The sequence below is a fragment of the Psychrobacter sp. YGAH215 genome (assembly GCF_007280595.1).
Lineage (GTDB): Bacteria > Pseudomonadota > Gammaproteobacteria > Pseudomonadales > Moraxellaceae > Psychrobacter > Psychrobacter faecalis.
This window is the reverse complement of record NZ_VKLR01000032.1, coordinates 1-23,183: the sequence shown is the minus strand read 5'-3', so window position 1 is coordinate 23,183 and position 23,183 is coordinate 1. Positions and strand designations below refer to the sequence as shown.

Here is a 23,183-nt window from a genome sequence, read left to right as displayed (position 1 = left end):
ACACACAGACTCATATCTAACCCCCTTTGCTGACGACAATAGCATGATGGCACCACCTGATCCCTTCCCGAACTCAGAAGTGAAACATCATCGCGCCAATGGTAGTGTGGCCCCGGCCATGTGAGAGTAGGTCATCGTCAGCTTTTAAATTAAAACACCCCAGTCTCGAAAGAGGTTGGGGTGTTTTTTGTTACTTAGAATTTTATTTCTAACAGTAATAAGGAATGGTGATAATGCGACATTATGTGTCGTAATCATGTTGTTTAGGCTGTTAAAACATCAAGAATTTTGAGATAATCATATTGAGTAGATATTAAATTATCAATGCAACCTATTAGGAAAATATCAACATGGTCTCAAATGCTCTTTTGATTATTCACCAAACAAAACCAGAAAAACGTGATGAAGTAAAAGCTATTTGGTTGAAATATATGGCCTCGGCCATTCAAGATAACGCTGGTCATCTCGCGTATTTCTATAATTTTGACAATAATAACGTTAATTCAATTTATGCTTTTCAGGTCTATGAATCCGAACAAGCTGCTAAAGACTTTCTATTACATCCAAGTTATCAGACCTATCTAATAGAGAGTCGTCATTTACTAGAGAATGATCCTCAAATTATTTCTTTAACTCCACAATGGGTTAAGGTTATATAATAAGTTATTCAAACCACTACTGATGGTCGCATGTGTTACTCATGAGAGAGTATATGTCATCAATATATGGCAGGGTAATATTTAATATATCGTGGTAAAGAAAAAGTAGTGCACTGAGTGCTTGTTTGTGGGTTGATTTGCTTATGCCGTTATTATTCACTAAAAATGCCAGATAACTTTTTATATGTGTTTCATTCAAGGTGCACGGGTGTTGTTTGTTATGATAAAGGATATAGCGTTTAATCCATTGGATATAAGCTCTTTCTGTTGATAGGCTTAAATGTCTGTATCGTGCTGTATAAGCAACTTGTTCTAATAGTTTGGGTGATTGTGTATGGCTATTATTTTGAATTATCATAATTTGACAAATATGTTTTTACGCTTTAAGGTGTTTGGGATATAGCGAGAATAATATAGGATGTCAAAATAGTTATGTTGCAAATTCATTTTGGTTATGCGGCAAATTCGCCGTATAACTGTAGTTAGTCCGCGCAGCCAATGACTTCAGCAATCGTTGTTGGAACCTTAGTTCGAAAAAATCCCAACACTTGGGAACCTAACGCATTCGACTCATGGGGACGAGGACAAGGAGTTGGCGAGGTTGTCGAACCACCATTTGATATTTCTGATCTAGATATGGTTGATGTTATATGGCCATCTGGCCGTTGCTTTGAAAAGATCAGTGGACTATTAGTTGCAGATCAAGAGCATGAGCAATAAACACTCTGCGCGGTCTAACAATTCGTTCAAGCCGACGCCGCTTCGTGGCCCGGCCTTTTGTGCTAGCTTCTAGCACAACGCCGTGCCACTACGCAGCGCGGCTTAACTCAGGCGTTAGGCAGCATGACGAACATCCTCGATACTCTTTACAAAATCTGCCTGCACCCTAGACCAGATGACGAGTTCATTAACCGATTTTCGAAAGTGATCGATGTCTATTCAATTGCAGAAAAATCAGAACTTGTTGACTCTCTTGCCAGGCTTATCGCAGAAAAATTCTTATCTGGTGAAGGGTCGTTCGAAGAAACAGACGTGGCTATAAACAATCTTGCTGGCTATGCAATATGCAACAACCGAATCCCCGAGTTTATGTGGGGGGTGTACATGGCGTTTGATGATGCTGAACTTGGATCAGACGGTCAACAGCGCTTACCTTCCAATCTCCGCCGTGCGCTAGGGCCTCCTGCCTAACAATTCGTTCAAGCCGACGCCACTACGCAGCGCGGCTTAACTCAGGCGTTAGGCAGAAATATTCGGATAAAAGAATGCATCAAGACGAAATAAAAACATCAATTGAGCAAAAAAGAGCCGATTAATAGGCTCTTTTTTTAACGGTGTTTCTTTATGAATACTAGTTTAAACTAGCGGCGGCTTTGTTGATACAACGGCACGACTTTAGGCATTAAGCTTTGTAAAGTGCGGATACGGTTTTGTGCGCCAGGGTGAGTGCTTAGAAACTGTGGTGGCTCGCCTTTACTGGCAGCCGACATTTTATTCCATAAGCTAATCGCAGCTTGTGGATTATAACCAGCACGTGCCATTAGTTCTAATCCAAGAGAGTCGGCTTCACTTTCTTGACCACGGTTAAACGGCAAGTCAAGTCCAAGCTGTGTTGCCATACCTGCAATTTGAGTTTGACCTTCAGTTAGGCCGATTGCTGATGCCAAGACACTCAAGCCCAGTTGTGTGGCGCCACTGCGGGACGCTCGCTCGCGGCCATGCTCACGTAAGGCATGTGCCATCTCATGCCCCATAATGGCAGCAATTTCATCGTCAGTTAAATTTAAACGATCAATAATGCCGGTATGATTCATTATATTATCCTTAAAAACCATTTGGTTTATAAATATTCATTTATTTGTATATAGTGATAATAAAATAAATTTCAATAGGATACTATGTAGTTTTTTTACATTACTACCTTGTAATATTAAGTATATATTAACCTCTCATTTTTGTTAAAATAATCTTCCTGTCTTTATTGGTTCATCAAAATCAAAGCCCAATTGCTCGCCTTTACGCTGTCGCAGCTGCTCGATACGTTGCCGACGCCCTGCTATAAGCCTTAGTACTTCGCGGCGCTGTTCGGTCGTCATCTCATGCCATAGCTGGCGCTCAGGACGGCTACGCAGGCAGCCAAAGCAGTAGCCCTTTTTATTGCTTTGGCAAACACCAATGCATGGATTGGCAATCTCGAACAGTTCAAACTGCTGATTCATGGCGGCTCCATCGCTATTACGTTATTCCTTTAATGTGCCCGATTGCTTGTCTCGTCTCATCGTAAATACTATTATGGCGCAAATAGCGAATAATACTGTGCCATTTTATCGTTACTGTTTTTGTGGCGTCAGTGCTATGCTAAGTTTTGCACCGCCATATACAGCAATCATAACAAAACCAATCAGTGAGATTCTACGTGAATATTATTTATATCCATGGCTTAGACAGTGATGCCAACTCTACGAAAGGCAAATTATTGGAGGATTATTGCCAAAAGTATCATCCCGATATCAAGGTATTACGACCAGATTTGAACAAGACCCCTGAGCAAGTTTTTAAGCAAATACTCTCGTTAATTGAACGTTTAGACGGTCAAAATAAAAAGGCGCAAGATAAGCCAAATAAATCTTCTCATACCGTACTGGTCGGTAGCTCATTGGGCGGTTATTTTTCTACGGTGGTTAGCAATCATACCGGTTGCCCAGCGCTATTATTAAATCCAAGCATCCAGCCCCATATTACTTTGCAGCGGTTTGCCAAAGATTTTGCGCTAAAAAACAATGTTAAAGACGAGGATTTGGGCAAGCAGGTTATTCATGCAACAGCGGGCGGTTGGGATATTACTCGAACAGATTTGCAATGGTTTGCAGCGCACCAACTATCAACCGTTAATTATCCTAATAAAATTGCTGTTCTCATTAAGGAAGGAGATGAGCTGCTTAATCCTGAATTATCTAAACAGTTTTATCAAACACAAGGAGCAAGCGTAACGATGCAAACGGGCGGCGATCATCGCTTTAGTGACTTTATTGTGCAATTACCTACGGTGATTGAGATGCTGCAAAGTCTCACACGGATTTAACTAAACGACATTATCTGACGTAAGCAAATGAGTATTGACCTTAAGGCTACTATTTTTCGTTATAATGGGTTAATAGAATTAATCGCACATGAATAATTAAGGATGCATTTGTGAGTCAATATAATGCGCAATCGTTAGAAGTTTTAGAAGGGCTGGAGCCTGTCCGCCGTCGCCCTGGGATGTACACCGACACCACGCGCCCCAATCATTTAGCCCAAGAGGTCATTGATAACTCAGTCGACGAAGCGTTGGCGGGTTATGCGAAAACCATCAAGGTGCAGCTGCATAGTGACGGCTCGCTATCGGTCGAAGATGATGGCCGCGGTATGCCAACTGATATCCATCCTGAATTTGGCCAATCAGGTATTGAGCTGATTTTGACCCGTTTGCATGCGGGTGGTAAGTTTTCAACTTCCAACTATGAGGTGTCGGGCGGTTTGCATGGTGTGGGTATCTCTGTCGTCAACGCGTTATCAACGCGAGTTGAAGTAACGGTTTGGCGCGATAGTACGCAGTTCGAGATGGCCTTTGAGAATGGCGCAGCGGTCACCTCTTTAACCGAAACGGTCAGCTCCAATAAACGTAAGCGTGGCACTAGAGTTAAGTTTTGGGCCGATGGTAGTTTCTTTGATACGCCAAAGTTTAACGTTAAGCAGCTGAAACACAATCTAAAAGCCAAAGCGGTTCTAGCCGCTGGTCTGACAATTGAGTTTGTCGATGATATCAATAATGAAAAAGTGGTTTGGCAATTTACCGATGGGGTGGTTGAGTATCTAAACGAGCAGCTAGATGGTTTAGAAACCTTACCAGAAGCACCATTTTATTACAATCATGAGGCGAAAGCTGGTGAGCGTGCGGCTATCACCTTTGCTTTGTCTTGGTTGCCGGATGGTGGCACGCCGATTCAAGAAAGCTATGTCAATCTTATCCCAACCGCACAGGGCGGTACGCATGTTAATGGCTTACGTACTGGTATTTTAGAGGCCCTACGTGAGTTTTGCGATATCCATAATCTACTGCCTCGTAATGTTAAATTAACAGCCGAAGATGTCTGGGACGGCGTCAATTATATCTTGTCGCTCAAGTTTTCTGAGCCGCAGTTTTCTGGTCAAACCAAAGAGCGGCTTTCTAGTCGTGAAGCGGCAGGCGCGGTACAAACACTAGCAAAAGATGCTTTTAGTTTGTGGCTCAATCAACATGCCGAGATGGGCACACAGATTGCAGAATTGGCGATTAATAAAGCCGGTCGCCGCCTAAAATCAGCCAAAAAAGTGGCGCGTAAAAAAATCACTCAAGGGCCTGCATTGCCTGGGAAGTTGGCGGATTGTCGCGGTGATTTACGTGACGGCGCAGAGCTATTTTTGGTTGAAGGGGACTCGGCAGGCGGTAGTGCCAAGCAAGCGCGCGACCGTCACTATCAAGCGATATTGCCATTGCGCGGTAAGATTTTAAATACGTGGGAAGTGTCGTCAGATACGGTATTATCAAGCCAAGAGATTCATGATATTGCCATCGCCATTGGGGTTGATCCAGCGTCGGATGATTTATCTGAGCTGCGCTATGACAAGATATGTATTTTGGCTGATGCTGACTCTGATGGTCTCCATATTGCCACGCTTATTTGTGCCCTGTTTGTTAAGCATTTTCCCGCTTTAGTTGATGCAGGTCATTTATTTGTCGCGATGCCGCCGCTGTACCGCGTTGATGTCGGTAAAGAAGTACATTATGCGTTAGATGAATCTGAGCTTGAACACATATTGGCCAATGTACCGGGCAATAAAAAAGCCCAAATTACGCGCTTTAAAGGTTTGGGTGAAATGAGTGCCGAACAGCTGCGCGAGACCACCATGAACCGCGATACCCGCCGATTGGTACAGCTAGATATGGACGATATGATATTGACCAATAGTGTCATGGATATGCTGCTCGCCAAAAAACGCGCGTCTGATCGTAAGTCATGGCTTGAGCATAAAGGTAATTTAGCAGTTATCTGATAGCTGCTTTATAGATTTGTGTGCTTTACTTTTTATTCTTATATTTTAGGTATAGTCAAAATATTCTAAAAACGTTACGGTATTGCTGTTATCAATTTTTTGTAGCCTCTGTCTGCGTAAGAACAGAAAGCAAAAAAAATTGATATCAGCAGTGCGCGATCTAACGATATTACTTTTCGCTCACTATATATAAGTAGATAAAAAAGTGAGCTGGTAGGTGATAATAGCCTATAAAATTCAATGTAGTAGCAGACGCTTAATGGTATTATAGAGGTATCTTTTACTATATGGTGCCGTCATGACATCAAAATTTTTTAAGCGTTCTAAAGCGGCTGCTTCTAATCCTACGCGCTCAAAAGTACTACCAAGTTTGAGCAAAAAGCAGTTAGGTGATTTAGTACCAAAACGTGGTAATAAGTTTGCGCCAAAGATTGGCTCGGCATTGTTAAAAGCAGCAGGCTGGCGTACCGTGGGCGAGATTCCAAATATCCCGCAGGCGGTGGTTTTGGCGCTGCCGCATACCTCCAACGTCGATGGTATTTATGCGATACCAAGCTTATTTGCTCTAGATTTAAAAATTAGCATCATGGGTAAGCATACGCTGTTTAAAGTGCCGGTGTTTGCACAGCTGTTAAAGTGGATTGGCGTCATTCCTATTGACCGTGGTAATAAAGGCTCGGTGCTGCAGGCGAGTATTGATAAATTTAAAACTGGCAAACCGCTATTTTTAGGCTTAGCGCCAGAAGGGACGCGCCAATATACCAAAGACTGGAAGACTGGCTTTTATTATTTGGCATTAGGTGCCGGCGTGCCGATTTTACCCGTAGCGATGGACTATAAAACCAAAGAAATACGCTTTATGTCGCTCGTCTATCCGACAGGAGATATCGACGTCGATTTGCCAAAAATATATGCGCAGTATCGCGGCGTTGTACCGCGATATCCTGAGCGATTATCGCAGCCACTACAGGATATCAATCATTTAGCTGACTAACGCTTTTATAATTTTTAATAACGATTGCAATCAAAAAGCCTCTGATAGCCCAACTATCAGAGGCTTTTTTAATGTTAAATATTTAAGTTTGCTATTAAATGGTTCTAGTAGGTGATTGGCTACTAAAAATGCGGTTGCCCATTAGAGGCACTGACTCCGCCATCAACAGGCAAATTAACACCGGTAATCATAGCGGCGTCGTCACTGGCTAAAAAAGTAATGGTAGCGGCGATATCTTCTGGTTTCGCCATTCGCTTAAGGGGGCAGCGGTCTAAGAATTTATCAGTCTTGCTGTCGTTGTCTTGAATAGCGGTAGTCATCTCAGTTGCTGTCACGCTTGGATTGACAGCGTTGACGCGTACGCCATCGGCGCCGTGGTCTAGCGCGAGCGTACGCGTTAGGTTGCTGATACCGGCTTTGGCCGCATTATAAGCCGCCATATTCCAATCGCCACCGACGCCAGAAAGCGACGAGACATTGACTATATTGCCTTTACTTGCAATCAAATGCGGCATGGCAGCCTGACAGACATAAAAAGTGCCATTTAAATTGACATCAATCGCCAATTTCCAATCTTCAGAAGACAGCTCAGTAATTTTGCCTTGCATGGCTTTGCCGGCATTGTTTACCAAGACATCAATTTTGCCAAATTTATCGACGACTCTTTTCATCATTTCTTGTACTTGAGCCTCTACGCTAATATCACAGACGACGGTCAAAAAATTATCAGTATGAATCCAAGTGCGATCTTGTGGGAACGCTTTTGCTGTTTCCTCTAGGGTGGCAGCGGTGCGTCCAACTAACACCACATTGGCGCCTTCTTGAGCAAAACGAATGGCGGTTGCGCGGCCGATACCAGAGCCTGCGCCTGTGACGATGACGGTTTTTTCTTTAAAGCGTTTCATGATGTTCAGTCCTTGTTATCATACGAGTGTTATTATATAAATGAAAATATTAAGCAAGCCAAATGTGATGGCAATTTATAGCCCAGTAAACGCGGTGCAAAGCTGCTAGCTTTTATGTCATCATAACAACTCACTGCGATGAATGCGACTAGGTATAATGGCGTTTATGTTGTTCAGTTTATCGCTAAAAGTTATGACAAGGTATACATTGCTATATTTATTTAATAAGAAAAGGTTGCGGCTGTGTCCAATTTGACTACGGTGATATCTGATGAAGGTTATCTTGGCGATGAGTTAGCCTGTTACCTGCAATCAGAAGTATTAGAGATTGAACTGCCTACTATTCAAGCGCTTGTCACTAGTTATAACGGCCAATATAAGGCGCAAAAATATGACTATAAATTGCCCCTAGGTCAGTTGCAGCTATTAAATCTAAGCATTTATTTACCTGAAGATATTGTTGCAGGACATATTGAAAACGTACGTAAAACGGCTATTGAATCGATTTCGGCATGGCGCAACGACTATTTAACTAGGTACAAAGATAAGATAGAAGCGACGACCTATGCTGCGGTTTTTGATATTCAATTTAGAAACATTTATCAGAACACAAGTAAACGTGTAAAAAATAACCTTATTAGCAATGCGTTTATAGACGGTTTAAGTTCAGAAATACATGCAAGCGAACTGCCATTGCAGCTGTTTGGCTGGCATGATTGGCAATTGATATTAAGGGCATTACATACGCCATGCGAGCTATGGCGATTTTTACAATATCGTTTAGGGCAGTGGCAACATACTGATAATAGCCGTATAGATAGTCTTAAGTCTGAAGAGGCGATGATTGCTGATTTCCTAAATAACCCTGCCGTATTTGCGCAAGCTATCGCTATAGACAACGCGCTGATTAAATATAAGATGCAAGATAAGCCAAATTCCGCCTTGATTGCGATGGCACTAGCGCAAAAAAGTCAGAGTACCACCAGCCAAATGTATCAGCAGCGTATGGCGCAAGCGGCTGTGTTATGGTCGCAAATGATTAGCCAAATGTTAAAGCGGTATAGCGATAATGGGCAAAAAAAGAATAAGCAAGATTTCTCGGCAATAAATCTTGCATATTGGCAGCAGCAAATACTCGATGAGTCTTTGTTTTCACGCCATGAGCTGATTGGTACCTTGTATAAACATCCCAAACAACAACAGCAATTACGAGAACAAGGCTATGTCGTCCATCATCATTCTTATGAGTCTTTAGGTCGGCATTATATGCTGATATCAGTTTTTTGTAGCCTCTGTCTGCGCAGGCACAGCAAGCAAGAAAAATTGATATCAGCAGTGAATGATGTATCGATATTGCTTTTCACTCACTATACCTCGTTAGAAATATTTATAAACGCGTATAAAAAAAGACAGCCTAGGCTGTCTTTTTTGTACTTAAAATATAATCATTGCTTATTTATTATTGGTATCGTCGTATAAACCGCTACCAGGCAGGATGTTATTGTTAGCAATATCATCATCAGTGATACTACCATCATTAACGTTGTTATTTACGTTAGTATTGGCAGTGTTGTTGATGTCAGAAGTATTGATAGTGTCCGTATTCACTCGTGTTGTATCAACGATATCGGTATGAATATCAGGAGTTGACGTAGTCGCAGGCTTAGCCGTTGGCGTATTCTCACGCACTGACGCGGCAACTTTATCTTGCGTCGATGAGTTTGGTGTTAGAGCAGATTTGGCTTTTGCTTCGTCACGTTCTCTGTCCATCTTATCTTGCATTTTACGGAGGAAGCGAGCAGCTGCTTCTTGACCGCCAAGACCAAATGATAGGGCAAATGCAACCGCAACCGCACCTAAGGTTAGACCGAATGCTAAGTTAACGATAGAATCAGCGATACCCATCGCTTTTAAACCCATCGCCAGTACTAGGCCCATGATTAAGACACGTACGATATTTGCTAAGAACTGCGAACCTTGTTCAGAGCGCTCAACGACCCCAGCGATGATGTTGGCAAGCCAAAAACCAATGAACAGAATGATTGCGCCTAAAATAATATTGGCACCAAAAGCAATAAACATAGCGATGATGGCTGAGATAGGCTCGAAACCTAATAGATCAGCGGCAGCGATAGCAGCAAATAACATGGCAAAGAAGATAATCGCATAACTGACAAGATCAGAAATCTTCTTATCACCCATGGTTTCTTGCAGACCAACTTTCGCAGGTAATTGGTTGATTTGAGTATTTTCGATCAAACCTTTGATGATGTTAGCGACCATACGTACCACATAGAAGGTCACGATTAAAATCGCTGCTGCCATAAATATATTTGGCAACGCTTCCATGATTTTGTTCAGCATGTTGGTTGCAGGGCGCGCAATCACATCGATTTTTAGCGCATTTAAAGCGGCAATAATCGTTGGGATGATAACCACTAAAAACGCTAATGAACCTGCGATATTAGGCAAGCTGTTTTGTTCGCTTAGACCTGCTTTTGATGCAAGCTTCTGTACATCGAAAGTAGAAACTAAGTTGGTCACAATGCCGCGTACGACTTTGGCGATGATATAACCCACCACGAAGACCACACCAGCAATAAGAATATTAGGAATAAAGCTAAAGATTTTATCAACCATATTGGTCAATGGCGCAAATAAACCATCAAGCTCTAACTGACCAAGTACCATGGTCAATACAACCAAAAGGATGAACCAGTAAACCATATCAGCAATGGTGCTGCTCATTGGTTTTACGCCAGCTTTGGCACTTAAACGCTCATCCATTGATGTTTTTGCTAATGCTGCGTTAATGGCAGTACGCGCAACGGTCGCAATGACCCAACCAATCACACCAACAGCAATCGCGGCGATAAGGTTTGGAATAAAGGTCAAGACTTGATTGACCATATTAGCGAAAGGCGCTGAGATAGAATTTAGATTCAGCTGACTTAGCGCGCCTGAAATCGCAATGATAAAAATAAACCAAAAGACGATTTTTGAGATAATGCCTTCTAAATCGTAGCTTTTACCGGTTGAAGAATTCATGCGTTGGTTAAGATTTACTTTTGACAACACACCACGTACAAGGGCAGCGATACCCAGTGCCACAAGCCAACCAATGATAAAAATTAAAATAGCGCCGATGATGGAACCAATAGGGCCACCCAGATAACCGTTGAACGATGTATACATTGGATTCATCCTGTCCTCCTTTAATGATCATGCATTCCTTATCAAATAATCTCTGCTCTACAATATAAGCCTGATTATTGGTAACGAACCCATACCTAATTATTAATATTTTTAATTGATATTATTCAAGAAGTGTTTTTTATAAGACCCTACTAACATTCTGTGCAGATTGTTAACAAAATCTACGTTCTGTTACTTCTTACTTTAACCAATTTAGTTTAGCTGATGTAATGAGGTATTTAAAGACAGAAAGCTTAACGGCTTACTATAGTTGTGTGATAAGTTGTTAATTTGGCGGCAAATATTAACACAGACTGTACATTTGACCGATAATTTCAAGGGAATCGTAGCTCCTAAAACTAAGATTTGCTATGATAGAAGAATGTGACATCTCGCCACTATCCTTACAATTTGAGAGTATTCTATGAAAAAAATTACTACCTTAAGCATTAGTGCCCTTGCTAGTGCGATGTTATTAGTTACCGGCTGTAATGCTAGTAATGGCAATAAAGAAAGCGCCAGCAAAAGCGTTTCAGTGACTGAAAAAAGCCCAGCCAATGAAAAAGTGGGTTACAGCTTGGGTTATATGATGGCAGAAGGTAATAAAGAAGCGGTCGGCGATCTGAACCTTGATACCTTTGAAAAAGGCTTCCGCGATGGCTACGAAGGTAAGGACTCAGCATTGACGCAAGAGCAAATGCAAGAAGTGTTGATGACTTATCAAAAAGAACAAGAAGAAAAGTTCGTCAAAGAGATGGAAGGCAAAGCTGAAGATAACAAAACCAAAGGTACGGCATTCTTAGCAGAAAATGGTAAAAAAGAAGGCGTGAAAACCACCGCTTCTGGCTTACAATATAAAGTATTGACCGCTGGTACTGGCAAGTCGCCAAAAGCGACTGACGTGGTCGAAGTCAACTACGAAGGCAAATTGCTTGATGGTACGGTATTTGATAGCTCGTATGAGCGCGGTGAGCCAATTGAATTCCCACTTAACCAAGTCATCGCTGGCTGGACAGAAGGTCTACAGTTGATGAAAGAGGGCGGCAAATACGAATTCTATATCCCATCTGATATCGCTTATGGCGAAGCGGGTAATGCTGGTATCGAGCCAAACAGCACCCTTATCTTTACCGTTGAGCTATTAAAAGTAAAATAAGGCGTTACCAGATTTTTCACCCTTTAAATTTAAAGCGGTTAAAGACAATAAAAAAGCCCTCATCATATATGAGGGCCTTTTTATGCGCGGTAGTTAAAGGTTATCAATTGATTAATGAATGAAGGGCTAGCTAACCAATTAACTCGCGGCTTATAAAGTTATTTTGAATTATAAAGTCTTTTGGAACACTTTAGAATTGCGACCGTTATTGTATTTTTCACGGCGCGCCTCCGGTAAAGCAGCAGCATCAATTTCCGCAAAACCTTGCTCGACAAACCAATGTGCAGTACGAGTGGTCAGGACGAACAACTTATGCAAACCATGGCTGCGCGCTTGTTGCTCCAAAAACGCCAGCAGGTCAGCACCGCGGCTGCCACTACGGTATTCAGGATGCACCGCTACACAAGCCACTTCCGCTGAATCTGCATCCAGTGGATAAAGCGCGGCACAACCCAAAATCATACCATCACGCTCAATGACGCTATAGTGATCAATCTCTTGTTCTAAGCGCTCGCGCGAGCGGCTGACTAAGATACCTTGTTGTTCTAGCGGGGTTAGTAGCTCAAGCAGTCCAACCACATCGTCAATATCAGCACGGCGAATCTCTTCATACGGGTCATGGCTAATCAAGGTGCCAGAACCATCACGGGTAAACAGCTCTTCGAGTAACGCGCCATTTTTGGCATAAGAGATGATATGGGTACGATGTACGCCTTGACGGCAGGCATTGCTAGCACAGCTTAAGAAGTAATTAATCTCGCAATTTAAGTCACGATCGCGTAAGAAGCGATCGACTTCATTTGGAATCATCTCACGTAATAAACGGTCGTCATGATTGATGCCGGCTTCTTCGCCTAAGAATATCAGCTTATCAGCACCGAGCGCCACAGCAGCACTAAGCGCTACATCTTCCGCCAATAAGTTGAAAACTTCACCCGTTGCTGAATAACCCATCGAGCCTAAAATCACAATATGGTCATGTAACAGGTTATTTTTAATGGCTTCGACATCGATTGAGCGCACCTCACCAGTCATCTGATAATCAACACCGTCACGTATTCCATAAGGACGGGCGGTGACAAAGTTGCCCGAAACCGCGTCAATACGCGAGCCGTACATGGGTGAGTTTGCTAAGCCCATCGACAGTTGGGCTTCGATTTGCAAACGAATTGCACCAACCGCTTGTAAGATAGCGGGCATAGCAACGCGCGGGGTCACGCGAATATCTTTATGTAAGGGAGAAGTAATCTGCGCATCTTTGAGGTTTTTTTCGATTTGCGGTCGCGCGCCGTGTACCAGTACCAGTTTGATACCCAAGCTATGCAATAAAGCAAAGTCATGAATCAAGGTACTGAAATTGGGATGATTGACCGCCTCACCGCCAAACATAATCACGAAAGTCTTACCGCGATGGGTGTTAATGTAAGGGGCAGAGTTGCGGAACCAGTGTACGTATTCAGGATTAATTTGTGGCATGGCGCTAGTAGTCATAATGGGTGCAATAGTTGTTAGAATAAGAAAAAGAGCGTGACAGCAAAAGCGTGTCGCTAATGAATTACCATAGCAAAAAACACCGTTATGAGCTATCTTTTATTTTAGCCACTTTAATGAATCTTGGTAGCAAATAGATGATATACACAACCTCAACACGGGATTGGTGTACCGCCAAACGCTTTTTGTTATGCTAAGCGCTATTGCTTTAGCACCAGCTTACGCAGATAATTGATAAAAATAACCATGTTGTTGACCGACGCTTTATTAACAAATTGTTTTACCGCTATACTGTTTTACCGATACATTAACTAGGGATAATGAATGTCATGAAGAAAAGTAACCATTTTGCAAACCCATTCAGTGCGTGGAGCGGCCACCGCTTATTTCATGTTGTCGCTGGTACGCTCGTTGGCGTGATGGCAGTGACGCAGGCTTCAGCAATGCTGCCAACGCCAGAGCAAGCCGTTGATAATTCAGTGGCAATCCAGTCGAATGCCAACCCAGTCAGCACTTCAACGGCGCAAGCGGTCAATAGTAAAATCACCGCCTCATTGATTAGTGTTGATGCAAATGGTCAGGAAGTACTGGTTCCAGTCAATGCCAATACGCGCCTGCAGTCAGGGAATGTCTTAGAATATCAAGGCTACTTTACTAATACCAATGCTGATCGCGTACGTAAAATGACCGTCACTATGAGTATTCCTGAGCAAGTAGAATTGCTACGTGCCGTTTCTCCTGACTTCCCTTATGGTAGTGCTGACGGCAACACCTTTGCCCGTATGCCATTACGCGGTAAGGTTGATAATCAATTGCAAGAAATTCCGTTAAAATACTATAAAGCGGTACGTTGGGATTTAGAAGGCGTTGGTTTGAATGATACCGTCGTGGTTAAATATCGTGCACGCGTTAAATAAGTCTGTTTTTTGATATTTATCTAATGCCTGCCGAATCGAAAAGCACCACAGTCTAAGGTCTAGGCTGTGGTGCTTTTTTTATAAACAACTTACTAACTCAGATTTGGTAAAATGGCTTTTACCAGCTGAATGTGCTTTTGAAATTAAAGCGTGGCATATTTACTTGGCGGCTTTTCTACAAGACCTTTTTCTTGCTGGGCTTTGTCTTTTATAAGCTGTTTAATGGCAGCAATTTGCGGGGTAGTGGCTTGCATACCAGCTGTCATTAGCGCGCGTCGTTGGCTGGTATCTAGCGAGCTAATATGACCGATATCGGGGATAATAATAATATCAGCGCGCTCACGTTCACGGCGCATTGCTGTCGAACGCTTGGTGCTTGCTTGGCTAACACTCGTAACATTGGTTGCGTTAGAAAAATTGGTGACGATATTGCTTTCAAGAAAACCCCAAAAACTACTTAATGAATTGATAGTCGGTATCTTATTATTAGCAGGACTATTAGCATTCGCCGCTGTCACATCAACGGCGATGATAATATCGGCCCCTAAATCACGGGCGGTGTCGACTGGTACTAAGCTGACCACGCCACCATCGACATATTTTTTACCAATCTTTTCAGGAATGCGCGGCGCGATAAAAATATTGGGTACGCTGCAAGATGCTTGCACCGCAAGTCCGGCATCGCCACTGCTAAAAACGGCCTTTTTTAGCGTGTGTTTTTCGGCAGCGACGGCGGCAAAAGATATTGGAAAATTTTCTATAGCGCGTCCGCCAACTTTTGCATTAATAAAGTTTTTTAGCTTAATACCCTCGATAAAGCCTTGATTGGATAAAGTGAAATCTGTTAGTTCACTGTCAGAAGTATTTAACGCTAAGCGCTCAAGCTGCTTGGCGTTATAGCCACTGGCATATAAGCTGCCAATCAGACTGCCGACACTGGTACCGACCACTAGCGTTGGCGTGATACCGTTTTCTTCTAAGGCTTTAATGACGCCAATATGGGCAAAGCCCTTGGCACCGCCGCCGCCTAAGACTAAGGCGACCTTTGGCTGGTTTTCTATAGGTGCGCCGGTTTTAGTAACTGATGGTAAACTTTGGCAAGCACTAATAAACACGCCCAATATGCCAAGCATACTAAATCGCAGCAAGAATGATAAATGACGATAGCTATTATAATGAGTAGATAAAAACATATGCGAAAATCACCATAGAGCAATAAAGAGGTATACGATAAGCCATTCATCAGTCGCTTACTGAGAAATCAGCTAGACGCCATATCGTTAAATAGCTTAGCATAGGCAAGTCGCTTGTCAGTTATAATCATCATGATTAAATATTTTATAGAGGTTGATGATTATAGCTTTTATAAGACCAAATATACGTTAAATCATAACCATCATTAGGATTATTGATGCCCACATCGGTTAGCCGCACTCCTACCTTGAACTCAGCAGACGCTATAAGGCCTGAGATGCCCGTTTCCGCGCTTGATATGCCGGTGACGGCACTGGCGGGCGTGGGGCCAAAAGTGGCGGAGCAATTGTCCCAGTTAGGTATCGAGCGCATTTTTGATTTGCTGCTGCATCTACCGCGTGATTATGAAGATCGTAGCCGATTGGTATCGATAGCCGATGTGGCGCATGGGCAAGCTGCCTTGATTACAGGACGGGTGGTGCATGTCGATACCAAGCGTAGTGGTATGACAGTGGTGGTCGATGATGAGACTGGTACCCTGTCGCTGCGTTTCTTTAAGGTGTATCGCGGCCTTGCGCAAACGATGAGTCTTGGCACGCAGCTACAATTATTTGGCGAAGTAAAGGTCAGTCGTTACGGTAAGCAGATACATCATCCTGAATACCAAGTGATCAGTAGCAATGAAGCCATCGTCAATACAGGGTTACAGCCGATTTATCCGAGCGTGAAAGGCTTACATCAAAATAAGCTGCGTACGCTAATTAAGCTTGCGCTGCAAACGGTGCGCACCCAAGGTCTACCGATGACCTTGTTTACGCCTGCTGACTTTGCTGTGGTCGCTGATTTACCGTTAGCACCTTTTGAGCCTGCTAAACTGGCAATGGCAGACGATGATTTTCCAGACGATATATTCTCAGCCCTTGCGCGTCGTGTGCCTGACAATTCAATAAGTAATATTGGCAACACAACTGCAGTTAATGACATGGCTAATCAAAACGTTTATAACCTAACGATATTTGAAGCCTTGGTATTGCTGCATACGCCGCCGACTTATACCGATGCAGGTCGACAATATCAGCTGCTTACGCAACTAAGCGCCCGCACTCATGCTGCCTGTCAGCGTTTAATCATTGAAGAATTAACCGCGCATCAACTTAGTCTGTTATACCGCCGTCAGCAATTGCATCAGCATAAAGCCCCCAAATGTACGATGAATAGCCCGCTTGCCGATAAGCTATTTGCTGCATTACCGTTTGATTTAACCGGCGCGCAGCAACGCGTCATGAAAGACATCACCGCAGATATGGCGACTTCTATTCCGATGCTCCGACTGGTACAAGGCGATGTGGGCGCAGGCAAAACTTTGGTCGCGGCGGGGGCGGCGGGCTATGCGCTCGATAGTGGCTGGCAAGTGGCGGTCATGGCACCGACGGAAATCTTAGCAGAACAGCATTTGGTTAATTTTAAAAACTGGTTTGAGCCGTTAGGGGTCGGCGTTGGCTGGCTTGCTGGCAAACAAACTACCAAGCAGCGCCGTGAAGCGTTAGCAGCAGTGGCAGAAAATACGGTGCAAATAGTAGTTGGTACGCATGCCTTATTTCAAGAGCAGGTGCAATTTGCTAAATTGGGCTTGGTCATTATTGATGAACAGCACCGCTTTGGCGTTGAGCAGCGAATGGCCTTGACCAATAAGGGCGTGGCCAATAGTACTCCGCATCAGCTGATTATGACGGCAACCCCGATACCGCGGACGCTGGCGATGAGTGTGTATGGCGATATGGATACGTCCATCATTGATGAGCTGCCTCCGGGGCGTACGCCAATTACCACGGTGACGATTGACCGTAACCGCCGCGACGAAGTCATTGAGCGTATTGCAGTGAATTGTGAAGCAGGTAGGCAGGCGTATTGGGTCTGCTCATTGGTAGAAGAATCAAGCGTGCTTGATGCGCAAGCAGCAGAAGCGACTTATGAAGATTTAAATGAGCGCTTAGATATTCGCATTGGCTTGGTACATGGCAAAATGAAATCTGCTGACAAGCAAGCCATCATGCAAGAGTTTAAAGCGGGCAATCTTGATTTATTGATTGCCACAACGGTTATCGAAGTTGGGGTTGATGTACCTAATGCCTCACTCATGGTGATTGAGAATGCTGAACGTTTGGGATTATCGCAACTACATCAGTTGCGCGGGCGGGTTGGGCGTGGTTCGACCAAAAGCTTCTGCGTATTGTTATACCAAAAGCCGCTGTCGGAGACGGGTACGGAGCGCTTAAATGTGCTGCGTGACAGCACCGACGGTTTTGTGATTGCGCAAAAAGACTTGGAGCTACGCGGCCCCGGTGAGCTGTTAGGCAAACGTCAAACCGGTAACGTCGGCTATTATTTGGCCGACCTTATCCGCGATGAGCAACTATTTGCTATTGCGCAGCGCCTAGCGAAACATCTTATCTCTGACCCAACACGTAAAGCGGACGTCAGCCAACTTATCCATCGCTGGATGCCAGAAGCCAGTCGCTATACCAATGCTTAATAATTAACGCTTGCTTAGTAACTGAGCCAATTCTCTGTCATCAACTCTCCTAAAAAAGCCATTATTTTTTTAAAGATAATGGCTTTTTCTTATGGGTTTTATAGGCTATCTAGAAGTTAGAAGGTAATACCAGACTATTTAAGTTCATTAACGAGATGTTCTGATTATTTGTAATTTTTATCCGTTTCGCTTGGTCAGTTTTACGCCCATCCTTTATTAATAGAAGCAGACTTACGAAGCTAAAACACGATATATAAAAATAAGATGATGACTTAATATATGCTATCCTCAATAAATTTATAGACTATTGTAATCATAAATAGCCCCTTTTTTAGCTATAATTTTTCTAACTTTATACCCTTTCTAATTGCCTGTATTGACAGAGAGTTATCATGAGCGATGTTGAAGACAACCAGCTGCCAGTTGAGTCTGAGCTACCACCTTACCGCCAAGCGGACGCACGTGCGCCCAAATCATCATCGAAATATCCTTGGTGGTTATTGCCAGTATTAGCCGTAGTCCTTGTGATTGGGGTTTTGGTCGGTAAGTATTGGGGCGCCGATAAAGATGCGAGTGTTGATTCACAAGCGGCTAACAAGGCACAAAGCGCAAATGCTGACCCAAAAGAGAGCAGCAATCAACAGGCAGTGCTTTCGGTCGAAACGGTGATGCCAAGCCAAGACAGTATTGGCAATACCTTAAGCGCTGACGGCACCATCAGTGCCAAAGATGTCGCCAATGTCAGCCCTAAAGTAAATGGTGTGGCTATCGAGCAGGTGTTGGTTGAAGAGGGCGATCGGGTCAAAGCGGGGCAAGTCCTGGCGATATTTGATACTGATGCCATGCGGCAGCAAGTCTTGCAGGCAGAAGCCGATGTTGCCGAAGCCGAAGCAACGCTTGCCAATGCAACTGCCGATGCCGCTCGTGTCCTGCCATTAATTGAGATAGATGCCATTAGTAGGCAAGAAGCGGATCGCTATCGTACCTCAAAGCTACAGGCAGAGGCGGCCTTGCAAGCGTCGAAAGCGCGTCTTAGTACCCAACGCTTGAGTGTGAAAAACGCCAACGTGGTTGCGCCGGTCAGCGGTGTCATCAGTGAAAAAATGGCGGAAGTCGGTATGGTTGCTGGTGGTGAGCCTTTATTTACTATTATTAAAGGCGGTATTTTAGAGTGGCGTGCTGATATCGATCCTAAACTTCTTGGTGAAGTCAGTGTTGGCACGCCAGTGCGCGTCAGCTTGCCAGCCGGCGATTCGGTTATGGGTAAGGTTAATCGTATTGCGCCAACGGCTGATGATAATCGCCAAATCACCATTTATGCTAGCCTTGTGCCAAACTCAAAAGTACGCGCGGGCATGTACCAAACGGGCGAGTTTTTATTGGGTAGTACCAGCGCGCAAACGGTGCCCAATAGCGCTATCGTCAGTAATGACGGCTATGATTATGTGATGCTAGTGACCAATATTAAGAGCCAAGACGGTCAAAACATTGGCCGTATCAAGCAACAACGCGTGAGTTTGGGTGAGCGCTTTGGTGATAATGTGGCACTAACGGAGACACTATCAGCAGACAGCCGACTTGTAAAGCAGGGCGGTAGCTTTTTAAACGACGGCGACTTGGTACGTGTGGTTGATGGCCTAAATACCGCCATTGATACATCAGGCAGCCAAACTGGTAAAGCTGCAAACACTGCAAGTACGAGCACAGCCACGCAGGCACGCTCATGAGTTTAAATGTCTCCGCTTACTCGATTAGAAATCCTTTGGTTGCCATCTTACTGTTTGTGCTGCTGACCTTGGGCGGCATCTACGGTTTTATGCAAATGAAGGTGCAGCAATTCCCTGATATTGACCTGCCAGCGGTGGTAGTCACCGTCACTTTGCCGGGTGCCGCGCCATCGCAGCTCGAAAACGACATTGCCAAAAAGATAGAAAATAAGCTCACCAGTATTGAGGGCGTTAAGCATATTCGTACCACCCTACAAACGGGTGCCGCGACCATGGTCACCGAGTTTGTCCTAGAAAAAGACATACAAGAAGCAGTCGACGATGTACGTTCGGCGGTCGGTGAGGTACGTGGCGATTTGCCAGCTGCGGCCAATGATCCAATCATTACCAAAGTCTCAACGGCCGGGTTTCCCGTCGTCACTTACTCTGTTGCCTCTGACAATATGAACGTCGAGGACTTATCTTGGTTCGTCGATGATACGGTCACCAAGCGTTTATCCGATATTCCAGGGGTCAGTACCGTTAGCCGCATCGGTGGTTTGCAACGTGAAATCACCGTTGCCGCCGACCCAATTGCGTTGAGCGGTTTGAAATATCCTATCGCCCAGTTATCAGAACAAATCACCGGTATTCAACAAGACAGCTCAGGCGGTGAAGCGGAAGTAGGCAAGACCACCCAGACCATTCGGGTACTTGGTGCGGTTGAACGTGCCAGTGATTTAAACAATTTACAAGTCGCGGTACCGACAGGTGGTACGCAAGCGCTTGGACGTATGGCGCAAATTACCGATGGCGCTGCTGACCCAAGCTCGATTGCTAAGCTTGATGGGCAAACAGTGGTGGCATTTAATATCACCCGTTCGCGCGGTGCCAGTGAGGTTGAAGTGATGGAGCTGGTTGACGCCGAGCTTGCCAAGCTGTCAGCCGATGTCGGCAATATCGATATTGAAAAAGTCTATGATCGTGCTACGCCAATCGCTGAGGATTATCAAGCGTCGTTACGCATGCTAATAGAAGGCGGTTTACTTGCAGTCGTCGTGGTGTTTTTATTTTTACGCAATATCCGCGCGACTTTTGTGGCGGCCGTGGCGTTACCGTTGTCAGTTATTCCTACTTTTTTAGGGATGTACTTATTCGGATTTAGTCTTAATATTATCTCGTTATTGGCGCTGTCATTGGTCATCGGGGTCTTGGTCGATGATGCGATTGTAGAAGTTGAAAACATTATCCGCCATTTGCGCATGGGCAAGACGCCTTATGAAGCGGCAATGGAAGCAGCTGATGAGATTGGTTTAGCCGTTGTCGCGACCACATTTACCCTAATTGCAGTGTTTTTACCGACAGCTTTTATGGGCGGGATTGTCGGGCAGTTTTTCCGGCAATTTGGTTGGACTGCCGCCTTATCGATATTTGCGTCGTTAATGGTTGCGCGTCTTATCACCCCGATGATGGCCGCTTATATATTACGACCAGAAAAAAAGCATGTCGAAAAACAAAGCGCGCTCATGGATTGGTATCTAAAAGTGGTCTCTTGGACGCTGCATCATCGCTGGATTACCATGGGTGCGACGCTAATATTATTTGTAGCATCACTTGCTTTGGTAAAATTACTACCAACGTCCTTTATTCCTGATAATGATATTGACCAAACGCGGGTTGAGATTGAGCTAACCCCAGATGTAGCGCTAGAAGATACCGAACGTGTGGCGGCGATGGCTAGTGAGCGTATATTGGTCATGCCTGAAGTGAGCCATATTTTTACCTCGGTAGGCGAAGCGCAAGCGGCAATGGAGGCCAGCTCAGGCGGCAAAGCTGAAAATATCGCGGGCTTAGATATCGTACTTGCTCCGCGCGCAGAGCGTGCCTCTAAGCAAGAGATTGAACGGCAGATAAGCAGCATGCTCTCAGAAGTACCCGGCGCACGCTTTACGGTTGGTTTATCGAGTGGCGGTGAGACCGGTTATAATTTTTCTTTGACCAGTACTGATCCGCAACTGCTCGAGCAAACCGCGCAGCAAATAATGACAGAGATTCGTGCATTACCAAGTGCCGGCGCTGTCACCAGTGACCGCAGTCTACCGCGTCAAGAGCTAACGGTAACTCCAGACAGACTGGCGATGGCGGATAAAGGCGTGACCACGCAAGATATCGCCACCACCTTACGTGTGGCGACTGTTGGTGATTATGAGCAGCGATTATCTAAGCTCAATCTCGATACACGCCAGATTCCTATCGTGGTGCGCCTGCCAGATGTTGCCAAACAAAATGTCAGTCAATTAGAAGGCTTATATGTGCCAAGCGCCTTACCACCGGGACAAGGCGTACGGGTAGGTGAGGTGGCATCGTTAAACTTTGGTACCGGACCTGCACAAATCAGCCGCCTTGATCGTGAGCGGGCGATTAGTATTACGGTGCAGCCTGCCAATGGCGAGCTTGGGGACTTGGTGCAAGCAGTTAAAGCCATACCCAGTATGCAGCAGCTGCCGGCCTCTATTACTATTATTGACCAAGGACAAGCCGAGAATATGGCTGAGCTATTTAGTGGCTTTGTGATTGCGATGTCTGTCGGTGTGGTCTGTATCTTAGGCGTGCTGATTTTATTATTTGGGCGGATATTGCAGCCATTTACCATTTTGATGGCGCTGCCGCTGTCTATCGGTGGCGCTTTTGTCGGCTTAGTGATTACCAAAAGTAGTCTGTCGATGCCATCGATGATTGGTTTTATCATGCTGATGGGCATCGCCACCAAAAACTCTATCTTGTTGGTCGATTACGCATTGATTGCTCAGCGCCGAGGTTTGGCGCGTTTTGATGCCATTATCGATTCTTGTCGTAAGCGTGCGCGGCCAATTATCATGACCACCATTGCGATGGGCGCTGGCATGTTGCCATTGGTCTTTGGTTGGGGAGATGCCGATCCTACCTTCCGTCGTCCGATGGCTGCCGCGGTATTGGGCGGTTTGGCCACCTCAACCCTATTAAGCCTCGTAGTCATTCCGGTGGTTTATACCTTGATGGACGACTTATCAGGGTGGTTTGGCAAATGGTTGATACCGCATGGTAAAGAGAAGGAAAGCGTCGTTATTGAAAAATAATTTTTCTGCTAAAGCTTCTAAGTCAGGCATATAAAATACGAGAACCGACGATTGTAAGAGATAGGTTATTAATAGAGACTTTATTTAATACATTAATAGACCCCACTCTCAACTTGAAATAAGCAAATCAAACTGAAGAGGCGGATTACCAAGTTTTTTGTTGAGTACAAAGCATAGATTGTGTGAAAGAATCTTACGAATCAATCGATGAGACAAATGCCATAAATCTCTTGCTCGTACC

At 44.4% G+C, this 23,183-nt stretch carries 17 protein-coding genes, 1 rRNA gene and 2 pseudogenes; 12 read left to right on the top strand and 8 right to left on the bottom strand.

The genetic code is table 11. The features are described from left to right. Positions 1-28 precede the first annotated feature (28 nt). Positions 29-143: ribosomal RNA gene (rrf, locus tag FOR85_RS11535) — 5S ribosomal RNA — on the top strand. Between the two features lie 207 nt (positions 144-350). After that, the gene (locus FOR85_RS11530; RefSeq protein WP_144298026.1) at positions 351-659 is read left to right on the top strand and encodes a putative quinol monooxygenase; all 309 of its coding nucleotides are present in this window, start codon (positions 351-353) and stop codon (positions 657-659) included. A gap of 16 nt (positions 660-675) precedes the next feature. Here FOR85_RS11530 and FOR85_RS12980 read toward each other — a convergent pair whose 3' ends face one another. Then, positions 676-1,017, bottom strand: coding sequence for a phage integrase N-terminal SAM-like domain-containing protein (locus FOR85_RS12980; RefSeq protein ID WP_223808622.1), 342 nt, complete (start codon positions 1,015-1,017; stop codon positions 676-678). 485 nt (positions 1,018-1,502) lie between these two features. Here FOR85_RS12980 and FOR85_RS11520 point away from each other — a divergent pair, with 485 nt between their 5' ends. Beyond that, positions 1,503-1,850: a hypothetical protein gene (locus FOR85_RS11520; protein WP_144298025.1), complete on the top strand. Its 348-nt coding sequence runs from the start codon at positions 1,503-1,505 to the stop codon at positions 1,848-1,850. Between the two features lie 170 nt (positions 1,851-2,020). On the opposite strand, the pseudogene FOR85_RS11515 reads toward FOR85_RS11520, so the two are convergent. Continuing rightward, positions 2,021-2,476: pseudogene (locus tag FOR85_RS11515) on the bottom strand (M48 family metallopeptidase); the annotation flags it as partial. A gap of 141 nt (positions 2,477-2,617) precedes the next feature. Beyond that, complete coding sequence (locus tag FOR85_RS11510) at positions 2,618-2,878, bottom strand: DUF1289 domain-containing protein (RefSeq protein ID WP_144298023.1); 261 nt, start codon at positions 2,876-2,878, stop codon at positions 2,618-2,620. A 197-nt stretch (positions 2,879-3,075) separates the two neighbouring features. Between FOR85_RS11510 and FOR85_RS11505 the strand changes: the two genes are divergently transcribed. The 3 genes from FOR85_RS11505 (at position 3,076) to FOR85_RS11495 (ending at position 6,729) form a co-directional block, all read left to right on the top strand. After that, positions 3,076-3,741 carry a YqiA/YcfP family alpha/beta fold hydrolase gene (locus FOR85_RS11505; RefSeq protein WP_144298022.1) on the top strand — a complete coding sequence of 222 codons (666 nt, stop codon included), beginning with the start codon at positions 3,076-3,078 and terminating at the stop codon, positions 3,739-3,741. Between the two features lie 110 nt (positions 3,742-3,851). Further along, positions 3,852-5,735: a DNA topoisomerase IV subunit B gene (parE, locus tag FOR85_RS11500; protein WP_068406145.1), complete on the top strand. Its 1,884-nt coding sequence runs from the start codon at positions 3,852-3,854 to the stop codon at positions 5,733-5,735. Between the two features lie 298 nt (positions 5,736-6,033). After that, positions 6,034-6,729: a lysophospholipid acyltransferase family protein gene (locus FOR85_RS11495; RefSeq protein WP_144298021.1), complete on the top strand. Its 696-nt coding sequence runs from the start codon at positions 6,034-6,036 to the stop codon at positions 6,727-6,729. A gap of 122 nt (positions 6,730-6,851) precedes the next feature. On the opposite strand, the gene FOR85_RS11490 is transcribed toward FOR85_RS11495, so the two are convergent. After that, on the bottom strand, positions 6,852-7,634 hold the full coding sequence (locus FOR85_RS11490; protein WP_144298020.1) for an SDR family NAD(P)-dependent oxidoreductase: 783 nt from the start codon (positions 7,632-7,634) through the stop codon (positions 6,852-6,854). Positions 7,635-7,877: 243 nt separating this feature from the next. On the opposite strand from FOR85_RS11490, the gene FOR85_RS11485 reads away from it, so the two are divergent. Next, a complete protein-coding gene (locus tag FOR85_RS11485; protein WP_144298019.1) occupies positions 7,878-9,113 on the top strand; it encodes a hypothetical protein in 1,236 nt (411 codons plus the stop codon). On the opposite strand, the gene FOR85_RS11480 is transcribed toward FOR85_RS11485, so the two are convergent. Next, positions 9,087-10,838 (bottom strand): mechanosensitive ion channel, encoded by a 1,752-nt coding sequence (locus FOR85_RS11480; RefSeq protein WP_144298018.1) that lies wholly within the window; start codon positions 10,836-10,838, stop codon positions 9,087-9,089. The genes FOR85_RS11485 and FOR85_RS11480 overlap by 27 nt on opposite strands. Before the next feature lie 415 nt (positions 10,839-11,253). On the opposite strand from FOR85_RS11480, the gene FOR85_RS11475 reads away from it, so the two are divergent. After that, on the top strand, positions 11,254-11,985 hold the full coding sequence (locus FOR85_RS11475; protein WP_144298017.1) for an FKBP-type peptidyl-prolyl cis-trans isomerase: 732 nt from the start codon (positions 11,254-11,256) through the stop codon (positions 11,983-11,985). Positions 11,986-12,153: 168 nt separating this feature from the next. On the opposite strand, the gene argA is transcribed toward FOR85_RS11475, so the two are convergent. Beyond that, positions 12,154-13,476, bottom strand: coding sequence for an amino-acid N-acetyltransferase (gene argA / locus FOR85_RS11470; protein ID WP_144298016.1), 1,323 nt, complete (start codon positions 13,474-13,476; stop codon positions 12,154-12,156). Between the two features lie 329 nt (positions 13,477-13,805). Here argA and FOR85_RS11465 point away from each other — a divergent pair, with 329 nt between their 5' ends. Next, on the top strand, positions 13,806-14,393 hold the full coding sequence (locus tag FOR85_RS11465; protein ID WP_144298015.1) for a hypothetical protein: 588 nt from the start codon (positions 13,806-13,808) through the stop codon (positions 14,391-14,393). A 143-nt stretch (positions 14,394-14,536) separates the two neighbouring features. Here FOR85_RS11465 and FOR85_RS11460 read toward each other — a convergent pair whose 3' ends face one another. Then, a complete protein-coding gene (locus FOR85_RS11460) occupies positions 14,537-15,586 on the bottom strand; it encodes a patatin-like phospholipase family protein (protein ID WP_144298014.1) in 1,050 nt (349 codons plus the stop codon). 218 nt (positions 15,587-15,804) lie between these two features. Between FOR85_RS11460 and recG the strand changes: the two genes are divergently transcribed. The 3 genes from recG (at position 15,805) to FOR85_RS11445 (ending at position 22,942) form a co-directional block, all read left to right on the top strand. Beyond that, on the top strand, positions 15,805-18,120 hold the full coding sequence (gene recG, locus FOR85_RS11455) for an ATP-dependent DNA helicase RecG (RefSeq protein WP_144298013.1): 2,316 nt from the start codon (positions 15,805-15,807) through the stop codon (positions 18,118-18,120). 392 nt (positions 18,121-18,512) lie between these two features. Then, positions 18,513-19,847 (top strand): efflux RND transporter periplasmic adaptor subunit, encoded by a 1,335-nt coding sequence (locus tag FOR85_RS11450; RefSeq protein ID WP_144298012.1) that lies wholly within the window; start codon positions 18,513-18,515, stop codon positions 19,845-19,847. Then, complete coding sequence (locus tag FOR85_RS11445) at positions 19,844-22,942, top strand: efflux RND transporter permease subunit (protein WP_144298011.1); 3,099 nt, start codon at positions 19,844-19,846, stop codon at positions 22,940-22,942. Before FOR85_RS11450 ends, FOR85_RS11445 begins: the two co-directional genes overlap by 4 nt. Positions 22,943-23,050: 108 nt before the next feature. Here the strand turns inward: FOR85_RS11445 and FOR85_RS11440 are convergent. Then, positions 23,051-23,183, bottom strand: a pseudogene (locus tag FOR85_RS11440) (IS982 family transposase); the annotation flags it as partial.

Bases quoted from the DNA above. Each gene is read 5' to 3' on its own strand.
- FOR85_RS11530 (WP_144298026.1), top strand. From the start codon at position 351: ATGGTCTCAAATGCTCTTTTGATTATTCACCAAACAAAACCAGAAAAA.
- FOR85_RS12980 (WP_223808622.1), bottom strand. From the start codon at position 1,017: ATGATAATTCAAAATAATAGCCATACACAATCACCCAAACTATTAGAA.
- FOR85_RS11520 (WP_144298025.1), top strand. From the start codon at position 1,503: ATGACGAACATCCTCGATACTCTTTACAAAATCTGCCTGCACCCTAGA.
- FOR85_RS11445 (WP_144298011.1), top strand. From the start codon at position 19,844: ATGAGTTTAAATGTCTCCGCTTACTCGATTAGAAATCCTTTGGTTGCC.
- recG (WP_144298013.1), top strand. From the start codon at position 15,805: ATGCCCACATCGGTTAGCCGCACTCCTACCTTGAACTCAGCAGACGCT.
- FOR85_RS11480 (WP_144298018.1), bottom strand. From the start codon at position 10,838: ATGAATCCAATGTATACATCGTTCAACGGTTATCTGGGTGGCCCTATT.
- FOR85_RS11450 (WP_144298012.1), top strand. From the start codon at position 18,513: ATGAGCGATGTTGAAGACAACCAGCTGCCAGTTGAGTCTGAGCTACCA.
- argA (WP_144298016.1), bottom strand. From the start codon at position 13,476: ATGACTACTAGCGCCATGCCACAAATTAATCCTGAATACGTACACTGG.
- FOR85_RS11460 (WP_144298014.1), bottom strand. From the start codon at position 15,586: ATGTTTTTATCTACTCATTATAATAGCTATCGTCATTTATCATTCTTG.
- FOR85_RS11490 (WP_144298020.1), bottom strand. From the start codon at position 7,634: ATGAAACGCTTTAAAGAAAAAACCGTCATCGTCACAGGCGCAGGCTCT.
- FOR85_RS11465 (WP_144298015.1), top strand. From the start codon at position 13,806: ATGAAGAAAAGTAACCATTTTGCAAACCCATTCAGTGCGTGGAGCGGC.
- FOR85_RS11510 (WP_144298023.1), bottom strand. From the start codon at position 2,878: ATGAATCAGCAGTTTGAACTGTTCGAGATTGCCAATCCATGCATTGGT.
- FOR85_RS11475 (WP_144298017.1), top strand. From the start codon at position 11,254: ATGAAAAAAATTACTACCTTAAGCATTAGTGCCCTTGCTAGTGCGATG.
- FOR85_RS11495 (WP_144298021.1), top strand. From the start codon at position 6,034: ATGACATCAAAATTTTTTAAGCGTTCTAAAGCGGCTGCTTCTAATCCT.